The following is a 17,056-nucleotide window of genomic DNA, read 5'->3' on the forward strand; positions in this document are numbered from 1 at the left end:
GTGTCAGGCGGGCGCCGAGTCCAGGAACTCGCGGACGGCGAAGGCCACCAGCACGATCACCGCCGTCCAGATCACGACCATCAGGGTCGGGTAGCTCCAGACGAACAGGACGATCGCGGCCACCGCCAGGATCGCGGCCCCGATCCACCTCTTGAAGCGGTGCACGAACCGGCCCACCGCACCCAGGCGCAGCCCCGCCGAGGCGGCGACGTCGCGCCCCGCGCCGATGCCCCTGCCGCAGAAGTCACGGGTGAACACGGCGACTCGAGACGGGCCGATGAAGAACGCCCCGAGGGCCGTGACCAGGGCCAGCGCCCCGACCGCCCGTACGCCGGCACGCAGGAACCTCACCAGCGCGTCGTAGACGGCGCCCGCGGCGCCCGCGTTCGTTCCCGGCGGCAGATGGTCCAGATACACCGCACGGAAGACAGTGAGGCACACACCCAGAACCACCATGGCGGCGAACACCCCGAGCGCCGCCCCGATCAATGCCCGTCGTCGATGGGACGCCAGGAACACGCCCGCGGCGGCGATCAGCACCGCGATGACGGGCAGCCAGGTGCCGATGACCTGCAGCACCCTCAGATACGACTTGATCTTGCCGACGTCCTTCCCGTGGACCACGACGAAGTCCGTGTGGACGTCCGGGATCTTCGCGGCCGCCGCAAAACCCGAGCTGACCAGTCGCTCCTTCACCTGGGCCACGATGGGCCCGACGTCGATGGCGACCTGATTGTCCTTCAGCGACACGGTGGCGTCGGCCGAGCCCGTCAGCGCCTTGTCCACCGCGGTGTGGGCCCGACGGTTGGCGTTCGTCCAGGCCGTCTCGAAGGCGCTGCTGGAGACCACCCGCATCACGGTGGAACTCACCAGCTCCTTCAGACCGTTCTTGATGGGACCGCCGAGGTCGCCGATGAGGCTCGCGGCCCTGGGGGGCACGCCCTCCTGCGCCGCAGCCCGGCTCAGCTCCGCGACCAGAGCGTCCACGTCGATCTGCCGCAGCACGGCGTCGGTGACGCGGGTGGTGACCGCCTGCTGGATGTCGGGATCGGAGGCCAGCGGCGCCACGGTCGCGACGTAACGATCAGTGTCCCGGACGATGCTGTTCGCCCAGACCGCGACCACGGCGAGCAGCGCCAGCACCGACGCCAGGACGATCAGCAGGGCCGAGCCCAGCGACCGGAGCCGGTGCCTCGGCTCGGGTCGGACGCTCTCCAACTGGCTGACCCGGCGGCGCAGCTCGTCCAGTTCGTCGCCTTGCTGTGGTGAAAGGCGCTGATCGCCGGAAGGAGTCGCACGGGGGCGCTCCGGCTCCGGTGAGGGCGTGTCGCTGCCTGTCATGCCTTCGAGGAGATCCCGGTGAGGGTCGTCGAGCGAGGTGGGAGGGGCTGGCGGGGTGACATTCGTACCGGGTGCGACGACTGGTGTCCGGTGATGCAATGGCGTTCAGGGGGCCCTGAGCACCAGAGGTGACGCCGTGAGTGACACGATCGACGAGATGGGACCCATCGACTACGTGGTGGTGGAGTTTCCCGGCAACCGAATGACAGGCGAGGGCTTCCCGCTGCTGGTCGATCTGGTGGACCGCGGCCTCATACGGATCCTCGATCTGGTGTTCATCAGGAAGGACGAGGACGGCTCGGTGACCGCCCTGGAGATCGCCGATCTCACCGGTGACGGCAGACTCGACCTCGCCGTCTTCGAAGGTGTCCACTCCGGTCTCCTGGGTCAGGACGACCTCGAGGAGGCCGCCGCCGCCGTGGAGCCCGGCAACTCCGCCGGCCTGCTGATCTACGAGAACCTGTGGGCCGCGCCCTTCGCCGCCGCCCTGCGGCGTGGCGGAGCCCAGTTGGTCGCCTCCGGGCGGCTCCCCGTACAGGCCGTCCTGGCCTCGCTCGAAGCGGCCGAGGCCGCGTCGTGACGTGACAAGTCTGCGTCCCGAGGCAGAGAAGCCTGCGGGCTCTTCGGCCCATGCCGCGGTGACAACCCGTCAGCGCCACCTGTCGCGGGCCCCGTCGGCCGTAGCGCGGAAGGCACCGTGGTGAGCACCGACCAGGTGCTCACGGGCCTCGGCCTGATCGTCGTACTGGCGGTGGGCTCACAGGTGCTGGCAAGCCGGCTGCGGATCCCCGCGCTGGTCGTCCTGCTGCCGGTCGGTTTCACCGCCGGCGCTCTGACGGACGACGTCGACCCCGAGCGGCTGCTGGGCAGCACCTTCTCGCCGCTGGTCTCACTGGCCGTCGCTGTCATCCTGTACGACGCGGGCCTGGGGCTCGATCTGCGCCGGTTTGCCGCCCACACCCGGCGGGTCGTGGTGCGCCTGCTGTGGTTCGGTGTGCTCGTCACGTGGCTGTCGGCGGCGCTGCTCGCCACTCCACTGCTCGGGATGTCATGGAGCGCGGCGGTGATGCTCGGCGCGATCGTGGTCGTGTCCGGACCGACGGTCGTGGGTCCGCTGCTCAAGTTCGTACGCCCCACGGACCGCGTCCAGCGGATCCTCGTCTGGGAGGGGTCCCTGATCGACCCGGTGGGCGGCATCCTGGGCGCACTGGTCTTCCATGCGGTGGTGGCGGGTGGGCGCCATGGTCTCGGCAGCCAACTCGCGGCCTTCTTCGCCAGTGCCGCGGTCGGCGTGGTGGGCGGTGCCGTCGGGTCCGCCGTGCTGTTCCTGCTGCTGCGCAGACTGCGGCTGGACGAGGTGCTGGGCACCACGGTGCAACTGGCGGCGGTGGTCGGGGTCGCCGCCGCCTGCGACATCGTCCGCGACGACACCGGGCTCATCGCCGCCGTCCTGATGGGGCTGGCCATGGCGAACCTGCCCGGCGCCGACGCCCGTGCCCACAAGCCCTTCTTCGAAAGGCTCGTCCATCTGGTCATCGGGCTGCTGTTCGTCTCCATCTCCGCCACCGTCACCCCGAACTCACTGCGGCACGTCGTGCTGCCGACGCTCGGGATCGTCGCCGGCCTCGTCCTGGTGACCAGACCCGTGGCGGCGCTCGTGTCGTCCCTGCGTACGGACCTGACGCGCGGGGAGCGGGGCTTCCTCGGGTGGATGGCGCCACGCGGCATCGTGGCCGCTTCCACCGCCTCGACGTTCTCGATGCCGCTTGTCGACGAGGGGATCGGCGGCGCCTCGAAGATCCTGCCCGCCACGTTCGTGGTGATCGTGGCCACGGTCACGCTGTACGGGCTGACCGCAGCGCCCATGGCGCGACGGCTGCACGTGGTGCGTTCGGCACGCTCCCGGCCGCTGTTGGTGGGCGGCGCCCCCTGGGTGGTCGATCTGGGGCAGGCGCTGCGGTCGGCGGGGCTGGAGGTCGTCCTGTGGGCGGGACATGAGGACGAACGGGAGAGGATCACCGCCGCCGGCCTCGAACTCGCCCGCGGGGAACTGTTCGCGGCAGCCACCGGGGCCGGTGCGGAGCTGGAAGGCCTCACCGGGGTTCTGCTGCTCACCGAGGAGGACGACTTCAACGCCCTGGCCGCCGCGAATCTCGCCGGCATCGAGGGCCCGGTCCACCGCCTGGGGCCGCCCATGGACGGCGAAGGCGTCTTCGCCCCTTACTCGGGTTCGGACGACGAGGTGCTCTTCGGCGCGGCACTGACCGGAGCCGAGCTGGCGCGCCGATACGACCGAGGCGCCCGCGTCCTGACGCACCGCGTGAGCGGTCCTCTCCCCGCCGGCACCGATCTGCTCTTCCTGGTGCGCGGCGACGGCCGACTGCTCCCGGTCACGCGCGCGGCCGCCCCCGCACCGCAGGACGGGGACGTGGCGGTGCTGCTGGGAGGAGGATGACGGGTGGGTGCGACCCCCGTCGGTCCGTCGGGCTAGGCGTCGGTACCCGTGCGGGCGCACAGGGCCCAGATGACGAAGCCGTCCACGACGAGCAGCGTGATGGCCCAGAACGGGTACCAGGGGAGCCACGCGAAGTTGGCGAGCATCGACAGTCCTGCAACGGTGACGCCGACGATGCGGGCCCACAGCTGCCCGCTGAAGAGGGCGAAGCCTGCCAGCGTCACCACGATGCCGATGACGAGGTGCATCCAGCCCCATCCGGTGAGGCTCCACTGGAAGGTGTAATTACGGGTCGCGACCAACAGATCGTCGTCCGCTATGGCGGCTATTCCCTGGAATACCGCCATGATGCCGCCGAAGATCATCATGATCCCGGCGAATGCCGTCCAGCCGGTTACAGCCATTCCCCGACCTGTGCTGGTTCGCCGAATTCCTGCATTGTGCGTGGCCATTTCGAGCTCCTGTTGGCTGGGTCTCATCGCCGGACGGAATGGCCGACGACGCACACGCTTCCAGCCTGCCACGAGTCACAGCGTCCGGCAGATCGGCGGAAATTCACGTCGGATCGGATCCCGCCGAGATGCAGCGGAATCCGATCAATGGTGCGATGGAGGCGCGTACTGTGCTCCGGTTCGGTGAGTCATTCATCGATTCCGAGTGGGAAAGGATCGCCATGCCAGGTCTTCTTCGCGGAATCGCCCGCACTGCCGCCGTCGCGGGAACGGCGACCGCCGTCTCCAACCGCGTGACGCGCCGTCAGCGGGGCCGGTGGGCCGCCCAGCAGGGCTACCTGGGACCCCAGTCGCAGCCCCTCTACTCCGCGCAGCCGCAGCCGCAGTCGCAGCCCCAGCAATCCGCGACGCGGGCCGACGACATGGCCGACATGCTCGACCAACTCAAACAGCTCGGCGAGCTCAAGTCACAAGGCGTCATCACGGAAGCCGAGTTCGAGGAACAGAAGCGCAGGCTCCTCGGCTGACCGATGGGGTTACACGTTGTCCCCGGGTGCTCTGGCAACCCGGGTGTCGACGTCGGTGAGCGGCTGCAGCGCGCCCTGTGTGTCGAGCCGGTAGAGCAGTACCAGCGCCGGGCCGACCAGCACGATCGCGACGACCGTGACGATCGCCAGCCAGCGCAGGGTGTGAGCGGCGCCCGCGGCCTCGGTCACCGTCAGAGAGGTGGGCAGCAGGTAGGGCCGTTGTGCGAAGCCCCAGGCACCGACGGTCAGCGCGACACTCGCCGCCGAGGTGTGGCGGGACCAGCCGTACGACCGGCGCAGCAGAAGCAGCACCGTGGCCAGACCGCACACTGCGGCCAAGATGATCAGGAGCAGGCCCGGGCCCCCGGTGAGGCCCTCCCAGACGTAGCGGGCGTCGTCGTGGGTGACGGGCAAGCCGATGAGCGCGAGGACGACGACGGCGGCGAAAGCGAGCAGCGCCCGCCGGCGGAAGTAGTCGACAAGGTCGTCCGCGCCGAACCGGCGGGCGTCGGAGCACAGGAACACCGCCCCGAGGAACGCGGTGGCAGCGATGGCCAGCAGGCCCGCGAGGACGGATGTCGAGTTGGCCCAGGCTTCCGCGGAGGCGGTGGTGCCGACCGCGACCCGACCGGAGGCGATGGCGCCGAGCACCGTCCCGAGGAAGAAGGGCGTGAGCAGCGAGGAGACGGCGAACGCCGCGCCGTAGATCCGTCGTTGGGCGAGTCGGTGGGCCTGCTTGCGCAGCGCGAATCCGGCACCGCGGAGCACCAGGCCGACGGCGGCCAGGGCGAGCGGCAGCCACAGCGCGGCGAAGACGGCCTGGAACAGGGTGGGGAAGCCGGTCCACATGATGACCAAGAGGAAGATCAACCAGAGGTTGTTGACCTCCCAGACCGGTGCCATGGCGTGGTCGATCAGCCGGCGGGGCCGCTTGCCGCGCTCCGCGCCTCCGGCCAGGAGGTCCCAGAAGCCCGCGCCGTAGTCGGTGCCTCCGGCGCAGGCGTAGGCGGCGATCGCGAGCACCATCACCCAGGCGATGAGATCGGCCATCACGACGCACCCCCAGGGGTGTGGTCGGACCCGCCACCGGGCGCCGCGCCGGCGGCTGTGGGCTCAGGCTCGCTTCTGGGCCCGTAGGGGGTGTCGGTCTCCGGGGGCGGTTCGGCCCCCGCGGTGGCCGAGCCCTCGTCCGCGATGCGCCAGCGGGTGCGCATCTTCAGGACGACCGCGAGGAACGCCCCGAAGACGGCCACGTACACGACGATGACGATGCCGAGCATCGCCCACAGGGATCCGGCGCGGGTGGTGGTCACCGCCTCCGAGACCCTCATGTGGTGGTAGACGATCCAGGGCTGGTGGCCGACTTCGGTGGTGATCCAGCCGCACTCCACGGTGACCAGGCACGCGACTCCCGCGACCGCGGCGCAGCGGAAGAACCAGCGGCTGCGCGGGAGGTCCCGGCGTCGCAGCCAACACCAGCCGTACCAGAGTGCGAGCAGGATCAGCACGCTGCCGACGGTGACCATGATGTCGAAGGCCCAGTGGGCGATGGTGGCCTGGACGGCAGTGGGGCGGTCGGCGGCCGGCACCGACGTCAGCCCTGTCACCTGGGTGCTGGGCTTGAAGCCGGCGAGGATCGAGTCCAGCTGGGGGATCTTGAGTCCGCCGGAGATCGTCCCGTCACTGTTCAGGCGTCCGAACATGTACTCGGGTACGTGGGTGTCGGTCTTCCAGACGAGCTCCATGGCGGCGAACTTGACCGGCTGCTTGTGGAAGACGGCGCGAGCGGCGGAGTCACCGATCACGAATTGGACGGGTGTGAGGACGGCCGCAACGGTGAAGGGCAACGTGAAGCCGAGCCGGTGGTAGTGGTCGCGGCGCCCGCGCAGCCAGCCGACCGCGTACACACCGGCGACCACATAGCCGGCGGTCATGAACATCGCAACCACGAAGTGCCAGTACTCCGGTCCGAACATCGGTGTGAAGACTGCCTGCCGCACGTCGACCTCGACAGGATTGCCCTGGGCGTCGAGGCGGAACCCCTGCGGTGTGTTCATCCACGCGTTGGCCGCGACGATGCCGAACGACCCCAACAGCGCGGCCAACGGCAGCGGAACGCCCAGCCAGAAGTGTGTCCAGGGCTTGAGCCGACGCCAGCCGTAGAGGTAGATCGCGATCAGGACGGCCTCCAGGAAGAACGCCCATGCCTCGACGCCGAACCCCAGGCCGAAGACGTCACCCCAGCGGCCCATCATGCCGGGCCACAGCAGGCCGAACTCGAAGGACAGCACCGTGCCGGTGACGATGCCGATGGCGAACTGCACTGCCATCACCGCCGACCAGCGTCGGGCGAGCAGGTGGGCGACGGCATCGTTGCGGCGCAGTGCCCGGTAGTGCATCAGCAGGGTGATGAACGGAAGCGCCACGCCGAAGGGGACCAGCAGGATGTGCGAGGCCAGGGTGAAGGCCATCAGCTCGCGAGCCGGCAGGAGTTGTGGCGGAGTGTTCGCCAAGTGGATCGCTGTGCTGAGCATGTGCGCCTCGTTGGTCTGCGCCCCCGCGTGAGGGGGCGGGCTGAGTTGGGACAGGTGGCGAGGGCGGGGGGAGGCATGGCCCGGGCTGTCTTCAGAAAGGAGGCGAGGACGCCTTGCGTCCGCGGTCGCGGCCGACAGCCGCGTCGGCACCGGACATGGTGCACGCGCGCTCGCGTCGTGAGCCGGAGGCGACGAGGACGGACCAGCAGAGCACCGCCCCTACCACGCTGCGGAGGCTCATGACGTCGCCCCGTCACACGAATCTCCGGATGGCCGGGGATAGTGAGGTCGGGTTCGACGGCGATGCGTCCGGCCCGGCCCTGGGTGGCGCCGGTTGCCCGGGCCGGCGCGGCGGCGATGGGCGGCGCCTCGATACCCGCCCTCCACAGCACGGTGCGTGCCTCGAACTCCATTTCGGCCATCTCGAACGCCTGGTAGACCCGGCGGCGGATGTCCAGCGCGTCGTTCAGGGTCTTCATGCCGGGTGCGTGCGCGGCGAACTCGCCGTGTCCGAAGTAGGACTGGCGCATGCCGACCGCGACGATGAGATCGTCGTACGGCAGCGTGAGGGCTTCGCCGTCGGCCCGCCTGGCGTGCACGGGGCGGGCGCCGGTATCCACGTCGGTGGCCTCGGCGAGCAGGCAGCTCACGCGGTGGTGGCGTGGCAGGACCGCGCGCAGCGGTTGCGCGACCTGGCCCTCCGACAGGATTCGGGCAGCGCACTGGTAGAGCAGCGGCTCGAAGAGGGGGTGGGCGCGACGGTCGACCACGGTCACCGCAACCGGTGACCGGCGCAGGGCCCGGGCGGCGAACAGCCCGGCGAAACCCCCGCCGAGGATCACCACCCGGCGGGGTGTGACATGGTCCTCCACCGGCGCTCAGCCTCCCGTGGCGAAGCCGGGAAAGAGCGTCATTCCACCGTCGACGAAGAGCGTGCTGCCCACGACGTAGTCGAGCAGATCGGATGCCAGGGCGACGACGGCGTTGGCGATGTCGGCCGGGTCGCCCACGCGGCGGTACGGGATCAGCTTGAGGAGCTCGGACTCGGCCTCAGGGGTGGACCAGGCATCGCGGTTGATCGGCGTGCGGATGGCGCCGGGCGCAACCGCGTTGACCCTGATCCCGTGGGGGGCCAGCTCTTGGGCGAGGGTCTGCATCAGCATGCCCACTCCGCCCTTGGAAGAGGCGTAGTTGACGTGGCCCGCCCAGGGGACGATCTGGTGGACCGAACTCATGCAGATGATCTTCCCTGCCGCCCGGGAAACCTCCGGTACGACACCGCGCCGCACGAATTCTTTGGCGGCCTCCCGCGCACACAGGAACTGTCCGGTCAGGTTGACGTCGATGACCTTCTGCCACTGTTTGAGCGTCATCTCCGTCACCGCCGAGTCCCGTTGAAGGCCGGCGTTGGCCACCATGATGTCGATGGTGCCGAACTCCTTCACCATCCGCTCGACCATGGCGACCACTTGGTCCTCGTCGGACACATCGGCCTCGTGGGCATAGGCGCGGACTCCGAAGCCCTCGATCCGCGTCACGACCTTCTCGGCCTCGTCCGCACCGACGACGTAGTTCACCACGACGTCCGCTCCGGCCCGGCCCAGAGCAATGGCAGTCGCCTTGCCGATACCCGAGTTCGCACCGGTCACCAGCGCTTTCTGACCCCTGACAAGCTGCGCGTACACCGTCCCGCGGTTCTCGGCGACACTTCCTGCCACGACGATCTCTCCTTCGGTGATTCGACGGCGCCGCACGGAGGGGGGCATTCCCGGCACCGACGAAAACACCCGGCCCTGGTGACGGGAGGCACCGGCGCGCCACACGACCGCATCCCGGCCCGCATGTCACCTTGCTGGGTTACAGGTTGTTCCGCGCCTCGCCTTCGGTATGGCCGAGGTTCCAAGAGCCTTCCCGCACGCGCGCGCGATGCGTGAGCAGCATCGCGAAGGGACTCTGAGCCGCTGCGGTCGGTGGTGGAGAGGGTGCCGCGTCAGGGGGTGCCCCTGATGTGGTTGCCCCCGGCAACGTGTGATTCATCACAACCAGTTATGTTGTGCACAATTTAATTGCTGGCTAGCGTCTGGAGGGAACAGCACCAGTACAGGGAGGCAGCACCATGGATCCCGTCCGCTACGAGGATTACCACCCCGTTGAACGCCCGTCCTATCAAGAGGAGTTGGATGCAGTGGTCGCCCAGGTGGCGCGGCGCACCGGCGCCTCGGTCGAGCGCGAGGCCGTCGGCCGTGCCGTCCGGACCGCTCACGGAAAGACCTACGGCCTCCTCAAGGCCACCGTCACGGTCGGTGACAACCGGGGCTTCCACGGGCAGGGCATCTTCGCCCGGCCCGCCGTGTACGACGCCGTCGTCCGCTACTCCAACGGTCTGGGCCACCAGCGTCCCGACCACCAGCTGGGCGCGGCGTGCGGGATGGGCATCAAGCTGTTCGGGGTCCCCGGCCCCTCACTGCTGGCCGACGAACCGGACACCGGCACCTTCGACCTCAACCTGATCAACAACGAGGTCTTCTTCGCGAACACCGCCTACGACTACATGGTCATCGAGGAGCTGTTCGCGGAGCTGCCCGAGGGTCTGGCGAACCCCGCCCGCCGCAAGACATGGATGGCGGAGTTCCTGACCCGCCGCGGCACGCTCACCGACCCCGACGGCTGGCTGTGGGACGAACTGTTCGCCATGCTGTCGTTCACCACGGTCCCGCGCAGGAACCTGCTGTCGTACACCTACAACAGCATGGGCGCCTTCCGGTACGGCGATCACATCGCCAAGATCCGCACCGTCCCGACGGCCGACTCCATGGCCTCCCTCACGCACCAGATCGTGGACGTGCACGCGGACAACGAGGCGTTCCGGCGCACCCTCGTTGCCGAGGTGGCGGAGCGCGACCACTCCTTCGAGCTCCAGGTGCAGCTCAACACCGATCTGGCCCGCATGCCGGTGGACAACACCTCCGTGAAGTGGCCCGAGGAGCTGTCCCCGTGGGTGACCGTCGCCCGGGTGGACCTCCCGCGCCAGGACATCGGCGGGGACGCCAACGTGGCGGCCGCCGACGCCACGTCGATCACACCGTGGCGCTCACGCGAGGAGCACCGGCCCATCGGTGAGATCCAGCGGGTGCGGCAGGAGGTCTACCGGCGCTCGTCCGTCGAACGGCACCGCATCAACGGACAACAGCGGCGCGAACCGGCCGGCAGTGCGGAACTGCTCGGCTGATCGGCCTCGGCCGGAGACCGCAAGCCGCGGCTGACGGGCAGAGCCGGAACGGCACACTTCTCAACGTGTGCCACTGGCACGGGGCGAAGGTCCTGCGCCGCAAGCGGCGATGACGGGGCAGGTCCGCCCAGGCCTTGCCCGGCTTCCCACGCAGGACTGTTCGCGACTACTTCGTGCGCAGCATGAGGGCGTGACGGGTGTTGTCGCCGTAGACACCGGTCTCGTCCCCGCGAATGCCGTACCGCTCCTGGAATCGGGCCACGGCCTGTTGCACCTCGGTGCCGAAGCGGCCGTCGATGGCACCGCCCGGGTAGGCGTGCGGGATCTGGAGCAGACGTACCTGCAACTCGTACACCCCATGGCCACTGTCGCCGTGGCGCAGTACCCCGGTGCCCGGGATCTCGGGAAGAGAGGTGTCGCCGGGCGTCGGCCGGCCCGGCTGCCCGGAAGGCGGGGACGGGACTGCGGGTGTGGGCGTCTCGGGCAGTGGCAGGTCCGGTTGTCCCAGTGAGGCGGGTGGCACCGCCGGCGCGGAATGGCCGTTGCCGAGCAGCCAAGAGGCAGCGATCAATCCGCTCACGGCACCCAGCCCGAAGACTCCGGCCACACGGGTGTGCCGCCGGCCGGTGACGCGCCGATGTCCTCGGCTTCCCTTTGGCTCAAACGTGCGTACGGGGTCGGGGCGCTGTGGCGCGAGGGAGGGCGGGGCGATGAGGTGGTCCGGCTCGGGGCGCGTCGGGTCGCCGTCGCTCGTGGCGGGAGGCATTGCCGCCTCTGGTGGCGGGACTGCCTCCGGTCGCATACCGCGTGACCACAGCGGCTCGACCGCGGCAGCCTGCGGGGCCCGGTGCACGCGACCGGGGTGCGGCGGGTCCGCGACGGACGGTAAGAGGCCCTGCGGACGGACCGGAACCAGCTCGGATCGAACCTCCACGCCCGGTGTCCGTCGGTCCGCGGTCCGCCGGTACTCCTCCTCCATCGCGTACAGGTCGGCGCGTGCGGCATCCAGTGCGTCCAGAACCGTCTGAAAGGAGTCCTGGACTTCTTGCGCGGGGTCACCCCCCGGCGTGCGGGCTCGAAGCGGTTCGGCCTCGTCGAATGCCATCGGCAGTCCTCCTCGACCAACGTCAGGAGTGTTGGGTCGTTGTCGCGTGTTGGGGGAGCCGGGCCGCCAGGGGGCTCACGGTTTCCTTGTGGAGCGATACGCAGTCCGTACGGCGTTGTCTCAATCCGCCGTCGGCTGACAGCCGCATCTCTCCGCTCGGAGTGGGCTCGGCGATGTCCTGTCAGGGCACGTCGGGGCTCTGTCCCGCGACGACCTTCACCGAGGAGTACTTACGGCGCAGTTCCTTCAGCGGCTGGTACTCCGGCGAGTCCCAGAACGCCTGCAGCGCGGCCTTGGACGAGAACTCGTGGATGACCAGGGTGGCGGGCTCCCAGTCTCCTTCCAGGACGACGGAATTGTCGTCGATCAGCAGGTTGCGGGCGCCGGACTGCTCGATGAGCGGAGTGACACCGTCGATGTACTGCTGGAATCCGGCGGGATCGGAAACATCAAGGTCTATGACGACGTATGCGGGCACGATCGATGCTCCTGCGTGTCGAGGTCGGGATCTGTCGATCTCGACGATACGGAGACCCAACTGGCCTTTCCCATACGTGTGGTGGGCCAGAACATACGTCATCGTCCCGGCCCGCGGCGGACCGGTACTGTCGTCGCGTGGACGTTGTCAGCGATGTGATCGCCACGATGAGGGTCGGCCGTGCCAAGTTCACCCACTCCCGCCGTGTCGGCGACTGGGGCAACCGGTTCGGTCCCTACCCGGGCGCGGGGTTCCACATCGTGCTGGACGGCAGTTGCTGGCTCCTGCCGCCCGACGGCGCGGCGTTGCTGCTGACCGCCGGTGATGTGGTCTTCCTGCCGCACGGGGCCATGCACGGTGTCAGCAGTGATCCCCACCAGGTTCCGGCTCTCCTGCCGCCCGAGGCGGACCCGGAGCGCAGGGACGGTGGCGCAAGTGATCCGCGGGCCGAACACGGCACGGGCGGGGCGGTGTTGCTGTGCGGTGCGTACCGGCTCGACCGGGGACAGGTGCACCCCTTCCTGCGTGCGCTGCCCGAGGTGATCCACATCCCCGCGGGACCAGGCCGCCACCCGGCGCTGCGGGCCGCTGTCGATCTGCTCGGCGCGGACGTGCGGGACTCAAGGCCGGGAGCGGATGCCGCCCTGCCTGCCCTGCTGGACCTGCTGCTGGTCTACGTCCTGCGGGCGTGGCTGGATGAGGAGACCTCGCGCAGCCCCTCCGCCGGCTGGTGCGCCGCGTTGACCGATCCGGCGATCGCCGCGGCGCTCAACCACATTCACCGCCACACGGCGCACCCGTGGACGGTGCAGGAACTCGCCCATCGCGTCGGCATGTCGAGGACGGTCTTCGCGAGGCGGTTCACCCACTTGGTGGGACAGGCACCGATGGCCTATGTGACCTGGTGGCGGCTGAGCACCGCGGCTCGGATCCTGCGCGACGGAGACGATCCGCTCGCAGCGGTGGCCCAACAGGTCGGGTACACCTCCGAATTCGCCTTCGCCAACGCCTTCAAGCGCGCTTTCGGCGTCGCTCCCGGACGCTTCAGGCGCGCACAACACGCGCCACAACCAGTGCGGTAGGCGCGTACGGACCTGCCGCCGGACAGCCGGTGCGGCTGTCCGGCGACGCCTCCGGCCCGATCCATGTCGGGCCGCATGAAGGGTGGTTGATCAGGGGCAGTTGGTGGCCGTGTCGCCGGTGTCGCGGTTGCAGGTGTCGAAGCCGAGGCCGCCGTCGAGGCTGTCGTTGGCGATCACGCTGTCCACGGCGTTGAGGGTGTCGTTGCCCTCGCTGCCGAGGTGCGTGTCGTTGCCGCGGCCCCCGGTCAGGGTGTCGTTGCCCTGGTCACCCCCGAGGGTGTCATTGCCGTCGTCGCCATTGAGGGTGTCGTTGCCGGCATTGCCGTTGATGGTGTCGTTGCCGGCCAGCCCGGAGATCGTGTCGTTGCCCGGACCGCCGTTGATGGTGTCGTTGCCCGGCGTCGCCCGCAGTCCGGTGGCGGCCGGGTCGTCGCCGACGAGCCGGTCCGCCCGTGGGCCGCCGTTGAGGCGGTCGTCGCCCGCACCGCCGATCACCGTTCCGACGGCCTCCAGATTCGGGGAGATGGTGACGCTGTCATCGGCGTCGTCGGCGTTGACCCGTATCGAGGTGACGGGCAGCGGACACTCTGCCGTGTGCGTCCCCGTCGACTGACACGGGGCGACGGCGGACACGGTGTCCCCCGCGTCCGTCACCACGACAACGTTGCCCTGACGCCGGATGGTGATGTCGTTCGCCACACCCGGGGCGGCCATGACGACCAGGGCGTCGCCCACCTCCTGCACGACCGTGGTGCCGGCCAGGCTTGCGCCGGGGGCCGCACCGGGCGCGGCCGAGGCGGCGGTCAGCGGGGCGCAGGTGAGTGCGCCGATCGCCACCACCGTGGTGCTGATGTTTCGTGTTCTCATCGGTGCCCGCCTTTTCGTGTTGTCTCGCCGTGTACGGGTACTGGCGTGCTGATCACTCGCGCTGATCAGGGGCATCCGCTGACGTTGTCGCCCAGGTCGGCGCGGCAGTCGTCCATGTCGGCGCCGCCTTCGACGTAGTCGTTGCCGCTGACGTTGTCCACGGCGTCGATGGAGTCCCGGCCGTTGCCGCCCTCGGCGTAGTCGTTGCCGGCGCCGGCGACGATCTGCTCGTTGCCACCGCCGCCGTAGATCACGTCGTTGCCGCCGCCGCCGTCCACGATGTCCGAGCCGCCGCGTCCCTCGATGGAGTCATTGCCGGAACCGCCGAAGATCCTGTCCGGCTCGGCTCCCCCGGTCAGCGTGTCGTTGCCTGCGCCGCCGGAGAGGAAGTCGGATCCCTCGTCGCCTTCGAGGGTGTCGTTGGCGGATCCGCCGTAGAGGTTGTCGTTGCCGGCACCGCCGATGAGGGTGACGCCGAGGGCCGCCAGCGAGGAGGTGACGTTGTCGTCCTGGTCGCCGGCGTTGACCACGAGTTCGGTGGTGTCGGCGGCTCTGCAGGCGACTTCGGTCGTGCTGATGGCGGTGCAGTCGCCGGACGGCGCGACCGTGTCTCCGGTGTCTCTGATTCTGATGCTGCTGCCTGACTGCCAGACGCTGATCGTGTTGCCCCGTCCGACTCCGGCGGTGACCGTGATGGTGGTGCCGGTCTTGTTCACCAGCGTCGTGGCGAGAATGTGTGGCGTCGGTGCGACGGCCGCGTGGGCCACGCCCGCGAGGCACAGAGTGAAACCGCACGCAGTGGCGAGAAGTGCCACGGTGCGATGATGCGTTGTCTTCATGACCCGCTCCTGACAATGGATGCTGAATTTCGATCTCGCAGCCGTGCGAATTTCTTTCTGCTTCAATCACCGGAACAACCGGATGAGGCAGGTAGTGAGGGCACGATGATCGACCTTGGTGTCTGGGCACCCAGAGCATGCCGGGATGTGAAGCCGTCCTGTAGCCGAATTAGCGCCATTGCCGAATACACGGGCCCGGCTGTGTCAATTAACGATTCACCTGTAGCGCATTCAATTAGTTGACCGGGATCCAAGGTTCGTGAACAGGGTTTTCCGCCGGCATGGCCAAGCGGCGGCGGGCTCCGGACCCTTGTCCCGGCCCGCGGGCTCCCTTACGGTGATGCGGCACATGCCGACCGGTTGGTATCCCAGAGTCAGGTGGAGGCCGTCGTGGCGGACAACGCGCGCGTGGAGGAGTACTTGGCCGATGTACGGGCCCGTCAGCAGCGCGTATGGCCTGCCTCGATGCCGAGGGAGGTGGTGTACCCGCTCGGGCAGCGGCCGCTCACCGACCACCTGCGGCACTGGGCCCGGCGCCATCCCGAGCGCGTCGCGATCACCTTCTACGGCGAGCAGATCACGTACGCGGCGCTGGAGGACCTGACGGCGCGCCTGTGCGGCTGGCTACAGCGCAGCGGCGTACGTCCCGGAGACCGCGTCGGGGTGTTCCTGCCCAACTGCCCGCAGTTCATCGTCGCCATGCTCGCCATCCTGCGCGCCGGAGCCGTGCACGTCCCGGTGAACCCGATGTTCCGGGAGTACGAGCTGCGGCACGAACTGGCCGACGCCGGGGCGGAGATCCTGATCACCCTTGACACCCTGCGACCGCTGGTCGAGACGGTGCGGCCCGACACCGCCGTACGGACCGTACTCGTCACCGGCCTCGCCGACATGCTCCCCACCGATCCGGTGCTGCCGCTGCCGCCCGGCCTGGCCGGTGCCGGCTCGGCCGGCAGCGGGTGGGGGCAGGCCGTCGGCGGCGCCCGCGGCCAGGACCAGCCGGCCGACCTGGACGCGCTCGCCGCCCTGAACTACACCGGAGGGACCACCGGCCTGCCCAAGGGGTGCGAACACACCCAGCGGCACATGCTCTACACCGCGGCGACGGCGGCGGCCGCCGGCGGCATGGACCTCTCCGGCGACAACCCCGACGTGCTGCTGATCTACGTGCCGGTCTTCTGGATCGCCGGCGAGGACTTCGGCATCCTGCTGCCGCTGCTCACCGGCAGCGGCATCGTGCTGCTCACCCGCTGGGACCCCGAAGCCGTACTGCAGGCCATCGAGCAGTACCACGTGACGCTGATGCTGGGCACGGTCGACAACTACGTCGAGCTGATGGAGCACCCGAGCCTGCCCGGCACCGACCTGTCCAGCCTGGCGCAGCCGCGGGCCATGTCGTTCGTGCGCAAGCTGACGCCGGCGATCCGGGCCCGGTGGAGCTCCCTGGCCGGCGAGCACAGCGTGCTGCAGGAGGCGGCGTACGGCATGACCGAGACGCACACCGCAGACTCCTTCACCACCGGGTTCCAGGACGGGGACCACGACCTGCTGACCGAGCCGGTCTTCTGCGGACTGCCCGTGCCGGGAACGGAGTTCATGGTGGTCGACGAGGAGAGCGCCGAGCCGCTGCCGCTGGGCGAGCGCGGCGAGATCCTCGTACGTTCGCCCTCCCTGCTGACCGGATACTGGCGGCAGCCGGAGGCCACCGCCCGGGTCCTGCGTGACGGCTGGCTGCACACCGGCGACATCGGAATGATCGACGAGGACGGGTGCCTGCACTACCTCGGCCGCACCAAGGAGATGATCAAGGTCTCGGGTATGAGCGTCTTCCCGTCCGAGCTGGAGGCGCTGCTGGCCCGGCACCCGGATGTGCTGACGGCGGCGGTGGTACCGATGGACGATCCCCAACGGGGCCAGGTGCCGCTGGCGTTCGTCCAGCCCCGCCCCGGTGCCGCGCTCGACGCCGAGGGCGTGCGCGTGTGGGCGCGGGCGAACATGGCCCCGTACAAGGTGCCCGTGGTGAGGTGCGTCGACGCCCTGCCCATGACCACCACCGGCAAGGTGAAGAAGGGCGAGCTGCTGGAGCAGGCCGCGCGCCTCGCCGTGTCCCCGGCCGCTGCCGATACTTACGGAAAGGACCGGTGACG

At 69.4% G+C, this 17,056-nt stretch carries 16 protein-coding genes; 6 read left to right on the forward strand and 10 right to left on the reverse strand.

The genetic code is table 11. The features are described from left to right. Positions 1-3: 3 nt before the first annotated feature. Positions 4-1,341, reverse strand: coding sequence for a hypothetical protein (locus ACQEV2_RS37790; RefSeq protein ID WP_433052263.1), 1,338 nt, complete (start codon positions 1,339-1,341; stop codon positions 4-6). A 157-nt stretch (positions 1,342-1,498) separates the two neighbouring features. On the opposite strand from ACQEV2_RS37790, the gene ACQEV2_RS37795 reads away from it, so the two are divergent. Both ACQEV2_RS37795 and ACQEV2_RS37800 read left to right on the forward strand, forming a co-directional pair. Then, positions 1,499-1,921: a DUF6325 family protein gene (locus tag ACQEV2_RS37795; protein ID WP_433055091.1), complete on the forward strand. Its 423-nt coding sequence runs from the start codon at positions 1,499-1,501 to the stop codon at positions 1,919-1,921. Positions 1,922-2,041: 120 nt separating this feature from the next. Beyond that, on the forward strand, positions 2,042-3,796 hold the full coding sequence (locus ACQEV2_RS37800) for a cation:proton antiporter (RefSeq protein WP_433055094.1): 1,755 nt from the start codon (positions 2,042-2,044) through the stop codon (positions 3,794-3,796). Positions 3,797-3,828: 32 nt separating this feature from the next. Here ACQEV2_RS37800 and ACQEV2_RS37805 read toward each other — a convergent pair whose 3' ends face one another. Further along, positions 3,829-4,200 carry a DUF7144 family membrane protein gene (locus ACQEV2_RS37805; RefSeq protein WP_433052266.1) on the reverse strand — a complete coding sequence of 124 codons (372 nt, stop codon included), beginning with the start codon at positions 4,198-4,200 and terminating at the stop codon, positions 3,829-3,831. Positions 4,201-4,469: 269 nt separating this feature from the next. Between ACQEV2_RS37805 and ACQEV2_RS37810 the strand changes: the two genes are divergently transcribed. Further along, a complete protein-coding gene (locus ACQEV2_RS37810; RefSeq protein ID WP_433052269.1) occupies positions 4,470-4,775 on the forward strand; it encodes an SHOCT domain-containing protein in 306 nt (101 codons plus the stop codon). A gap of 9 nt (positions 4,776-4,784) precedes the next feature. On the opposite strand, the gene ACQEV2_RS37815 is transcribed toward ACQEV2_RS37810, so the two are convergent. Genes ACQEV2_RS37815 through ACQEV2_RS37830 form a run of 4 tightly spaced genes read right to left on the reverse strand, consistent with a single transcriptional unit; the run spans position 4,785 to position 9,027 of the window. Then, positions 4,785-5,825, reverse strand: a complete 1,041-nt coding sequence (locus ACQEV2_RS37815) for a cytochrome d ubiquinol oxidase subunit II (RefSeq protein ID WP_433052272.1) — start codon at positions 5,823-5,825, stop codon at positions 4,785-4,787. Then, complete coding sequence (locus tag ACQEV2_RS37820; RefSeq protein ID WP_433052275.1) at positions 5,825-7,309, reverse strand: cytochrome ubiquinol oxidase subunit I; 1,485 nt, start codon at positions 7,307-7,309, stop codon at positions 5,825-5,827. The genes ACQEV2_RS37815 and ACQEV2_RS37820 overlap by 1 nt, the downstream gene beginning before the upstream one ends. Then, positions 7,246-8,181 carry an NAD(P)/FAD-dependent oxidoreductase gene (locus tag ACQEV2_RS37825; RefSeq protein WP_433052278.1) on the reverse strand — a complete coding sequence of 312 codons (936 nt, stop codon included), beginning with the start codon at positions 8,179-8,181 and terminating at the stop codon, positions 7,246-7,248. The genes ACQEV2_RS37820 and ACQEV2_RS37825 overlap by 64 nt, the downstream gene beginning before the upstream one ends. Before the next feature lie 6 nt (positions 8,182-8,187). Further along, positions 8,188-9,027, reverse strand: coding sequence for an SDR family oxidoreductase (locus ACQEV2_RS37830; RefSeq protein WP_433052281.1), 840 nt, complete (start codon positions 9,025-9,027; stop codon positions 8,188-8,190). Positions 9,028-9,425: 398 nt separating this feature from the next. Here ACQEV2_RS37830 and ACQEV2_RS37835 point away from each other — a divergent pair, with 398 nt between their 5' ends. After that, a complete protein-coding gene (locus tag ACQEV2_RS37835) occupies positions 9,426-10,538 on the forward strand; it encodes a catalase family protein (protein WP_433052284.1) in 1,113 nt (370 codons plus the stop codon). A gap of 166 nt (positions 10,539-10,704) precedes the next feature. Here ACQEV2_RS37835 and ACQEV2_RS37840 read toward each other — a convergent pair whose 3' ends face one another. After that, positions 10,705-11,118 carry a peptidoglycan-binding protein gene (locus tag ACQEV2_RS37840; RefSeq protein WP_433052287.1) on the reverse strand — a complete coding sequence of 138 codons (414 nt, stop codon included), beginning with the start codon at positions 11,116-11,118 and terminating at the stop codon, positions 10,705-10,707. 706 nt (positions 11,119-11,824) lie between these two features. Beyond that, positions 11,825-12,121 carry a DUF1330 domain-containing protein gene (locus ACQEV2_RS37845; RefSeq protein WP_433052290.1) on the reverse strand — a complete coding sequence of 99 codons (297 nt, stop codon included), beginning with the start codon at positions 12,119-12,121 and terminating at the stop codon, positions 11,825-11,827. Positions 12,122-12,258: 137 nt separating this feature from the next. Here ACQEV2_RS37845 and ACQEV2_RS37850 point away from each other — a divergent pair, with 137 nt between their 5' ends. After that, positions 12,259-13,203: an AraC family transcriptional regulator gene (locus ACQEV2_RS37850; protein WP_433052293.1), complete on the forward strand. Its 945-nt coding sequence runs from the start codon at positions 12,259-12,261 to the stop codon at positions 13,201-13,203. Between the two features lie 90 nt (positions 13,204-13,293). Here ACQEV2_RS37850 and ACQEV2_RS37855 read toward each other — a convergent pair whose 3' ends face one another. Beyond that, entirely contained in the window at positions 13,294-14,070 is a 777-nt protein-coding gene (locus tag ACQEV2_RS37855) for a calcium-binding protein (RefSeq protein WP_433052296.1), read from the reverse strand. A 65-nt stretch (positions 14,071-14,135) separates the two neighbouring features. Continuing rightward, entirely contained in the window at positions 14,136-14,909 is a 774-nt protein-coding gene (locus tag ACQEV2_RS37860) for a calcium-binding protein (protein ID WP_433052298.1), read from the reverse strand. Positions 14,910-15,299: 390 nt separating this feature from the next. Between ACQEV2_RS37860 and ACQEV2_RS37865 the strand changes: the two genes are divergently transcribed. Continuing rightward, positions 15,300-17,054, forward strand: a complete 1,755-nt coding sequence (locus ACQEV2_RS37865; RefSeq protein WP_433052301.1) for an AMP-binding protein — start codon at positions 15,300-15,302, stop codon at positions 17,052-17,054. Positions 17,055-17,056 lie beyond the last annotated feature (2 nt).

Origin of the sequence: Streptomyces sp. CA-251387, from assembly GCF_050936625.1 — a bacterium.
GTDB lineage: Bacteria > Actinomycetota > Actinomycetes > Streptomycetales > Streptomycetaceae > Streptomyces.

Excerpts from the sequence above, each read along its gene's own strand:
- ACQEV2_RS37790 (WP_433052263.1), bottom strand. The coding sequence starts at position 1,341 with ATGACAGGCAGCGACACGCCCTCACCGGAGCCGGAGCGCCCCCGTGCG.
- ACQEV2_RS37795 (WP_433055091.1), top strand. The coding sequence starts at position 1,499 with ATGGGACCCATCGACTACGTGGTGGTGGAGTTTCCCGGCAACCGAATG.
- ACQEV2_RS37805 (WP_433052266.1), bottom strand. The coding sequence starts at position 4,200 with ATGGCTGTAACCGGCTGGACGGCATTCGCCGGGATCATGATGATCTTC.
- ACQEV2_RS37810 (WP_433052269.1), top strand. The coding sequence starts at position 4,470 with ATGCCAGGTCTTCTTCGCGGAATCGCCCGCACTGCCGCCGTCGCGGGA.
- ACQEV2_RS37815 (WP_433052272.1), bottom strand. The coding sequence starts at position 5,825 with ATGGCCGATCTCATCGCCTGGGTGATGGTGCTCGCGATCGCCGCCTAC.
- ACQEV2_RS37820 (WP_433052275.1), bottom strand. The coding sequence starts at position 7,309 with ATGCTCAGCACAGCGATCCACTTGGCGAACACTCCGCCACAACTCCTG.
- ACQEV2_RS37835 (WP_433052284.1), top strand. The coding sequence starts at position 9,426 with ATGGATCCCGTCCGCTACGAGGATTACCACCCCGTTGAACGCCCGTCC.
- ACQEV2_RS37855 (WP_433052296.1), bottom strand. The coding sequence starts at position 14,070 with ATGAGAACACGAAACATCAGCACCACGGTGGTGGCGATCGGCGCACTC.
- ACQEV2_RS37860 (WP_433052298.1), bottom strand. The coding sequence starts at position 14,909 with ATGAAGACAACGCATCATCGCACCGTGGCACTTCTCGCCACTGCGTGC.